This is a genomic window from Candidatus Magnetobacterium casense (genome assembly GCF_019173545.1).
Classification (GTDB): Bacteria; Nitrospirota; Thermodesulfovibrionia; order Thermodesulfovibrionales; family Magnetobacteriaceae; genus Magnetobacterium; species Magnetobacterium cryptolimnobacter.
Window position 1 is genome coordinate 1 of sequence record NZ_JABXWD010000538.1, and the last position, 1,910, is coordinate 1,910.

General features: G+C 49.2%; 2 protein-coding genes. Both read left to right on the plus strand.

Annotated features, from left to right (window positions below; genetic code table 11):
* The first annotated feature begins 308 nt into the window (after positions 1 to 308).
* Positions 309 to 941 (plus strand): hypothetical protein, encoded by a 633-nt coding sequence (locus HWQ67_RS17295; RefSeq protein ID WP_218253943.1) that lies wholly within the window; start codon positions 309 to 311, stop codon positions 939 to 941.
* A gap of 101 nt (positions 942 to 1,042) precedes the next feature.
* On the plus strand, positions 1,043 to 1,717 hold the full coding sequence (locus HWQ67_RS17300; RefSeq protein WP_218253944.1) for a hypothetical protein: 675 nt from the start codon (positions 1,043 to 1,045) through the stop codon (positions 1,715 to 1,717).
* Positions 1,718 to 1,910: the final 193 nt, after the last annotated feature.

A 1,910-nucleotide genomic window follows, 5' to 3' on the forward strand; every position in this document is an offset into this window, starting at 1 on the left:
CATATTGTGCAGTGCAGAAAGTGTATAAAAGTGAAGGCATGGATCGTTGAGGCCCTCCACCCCCCCGAAACACGACGAGCGCACCCCCTTGCGGGGTAGCGCCGACGTCGGGGGCTCGGGTTGGGGTCCCTGCAAAGTCAGGCTCAACCCGACGCCAAGCGCAGCGCCAGGCGGAGGAATAGACACAGTACAGTCATCACACAAAGGTTGCACAAGAGAGCAGGGTAAGCTACTTTATAGCTTACTCTGCGCACCCAACCCAACCAACCCAAGTAGCCTAAAGGGTGCGTTTTATAGACCTATTATAGATGGATTATCAGATTAGATTACGGACAGATGTTAGTTTCCATGATATCATTTATATCAAGGACTGGCTTAGCACGGCCCAACGGGGCTTTGCATTTGAACACAATAAGCCAGGCAATCACCATTATCATATTTATTTATTTAATATACAGCGGACAGACCAAGCTCTTAGAGACACCCTGTACAAGTACACCAAGGACAAATCAAAGTACAGTGTAAAGACCACAGCAGGAAAACATCGCGAAAAAATCCTGCCCATTATTGCATGGCAATACGGGACGGAGGATGACCTGAAGGAGCCAGTGTGGATGAAGGGATTTGACGATGAAGCAATCACAGGATTCACGATGAATGCTAAGTCATATTATGAAGCAAGAAACAAGAAGGATAACGGAGCGTTAATCACCCATGAGGACCATTACGTAGTAAGACCAGACCGAGTGTGGGAGCGCTTATCCGCACACCGACAGACATATGCAAACCTTTCCATTGATAAGATTAAGAACAAGATGATGGTGGAGTGGCTTAACAACGGAAAAGCCATCCCACGTGGAGCTGACCTACATAGATATGCAGTTTCATTATACTACATTAACAAACATGACGGTATAGTTCCAGACGATGCGTTTGAATAGCAAACCGATTATATTAATCTATATTATAGATGGCATATACTCGTAGACCCCGTCGCAAGCTTGCCCGCAAGCCCCGCCGCAAGGCCTACCGCCCTCGTCGTATGATGGTCAAACGACCGATCACGACTAACACTGCAAGTGTGAAGGAGGCGTACCAAGTTCCCGTTGTAGACGGTAACGTTGTATTTTTCAGACAGATAGCTCTCAGCGACGTCATTTATGACCGAGCCCAGACTGTAGCCCAAGCCTACCAAGAGTTCCGAATCAAGTACGTGAAGATGACCTTTAGGCCGAGTGCTGACACGTTCCCGGCCGTTGCAGGCAACATCATTCCGCAGTTGTATTGGCAGATTGACAAGGCTAATGCCATTCCGCTCACAGCGGATGCAGACACCTTTTATTCCATGGGTACCCGCCCCCGGCGAATGGACGACAAGAACTTAAGTTTCGTTTGGAAGCCGACAGTGCTGACCACCGATATGACCAACCCTGGAGTGACCAATCCAGGATCAGTGCGCTTGCGCCCCTGGTTGTCAACGAATGCTAATGCAGGCAACCCTGGAGCCTGGGCCCCGAGTGCTGTGGAGCATTTGGGATGTGTTTTCTATGTCACCAAGATTAACCCTGCAGATGCTCTAGTATATAACATTGACGTGGAAGTGGTGTTCCAGTTCCGCAAGCCGACCTGGAGAGGCGGATCTTCTACTGCAAACTCAGTTTTGCTCACGGATGGCCAAATCAAGTCAGTTACTCAGACCCCTCCCTTAGTCACATAATAAGGACCAAGACTCCCCCCTTACCCTAGTAGAATGTAAAAGTGAACATAAAAGTGAACAGAATATGCAGTGCAACGTGCAGTGCATATTGTGCAGTGCAGAAAGTGTATAAAAGTGAAGGCATGGATCGTTGAGGCCCTCCACCCCCCCGAAACACGACGAGCGCACCCCCTTGCGGGGTAGCGCCGACGTC